Annotated in this window: 1 pseudogene; it reads right to left on the bottom strand. The window is 43.8% G+C overall.

The features are described from left to right. Positions 1-276 (bottom strand): annotated as a pseudogene (locus tag AAEY62_RS22245) (anion transporter); the annotation flags it as partial.

Here is a 276-nt window from a genome sequence, read left to right as displayed (position 1 = left end):
AATTAAAAACCCACCTAAAAATAAAAATATTAATGGATGAGCATAAGGCGCGGCTACACTTTTCATACCTGCTATACCAGCCAGTGGCGATATAAGAAGTGGCAATAAAGCAGTCGCCGGAATAGGCACTACTTCGCTTACCCACCACGACGCCATCCAAAATGCTAACCCAGCAGTTTTAAACGCTGCACTGGACATGCCCGTAGGAGGATCGAGTAAACAGGTCAATAGCATTATGCTTGGCCCAAGTAGCAGTAATAACCATTGCTTAAATTG

This window comes from Pseudoalteromonas sp. GW168-MNA-CIBAN-0100 (assembly GCF_040309225.1).
Classification (GTDB): Bacteria; Pseudomonadota; Gammaproteobacteria; order Enterobacterales; family Alteromonadaceae; genus Pseudoalteromonas; species Pseudoalteromonas arctica.
The sequence above is the reverse complement of the archived record's forward strand: the minus strand, read 5'-3'. Positions and strand labels throughout refer to the sequence as shown.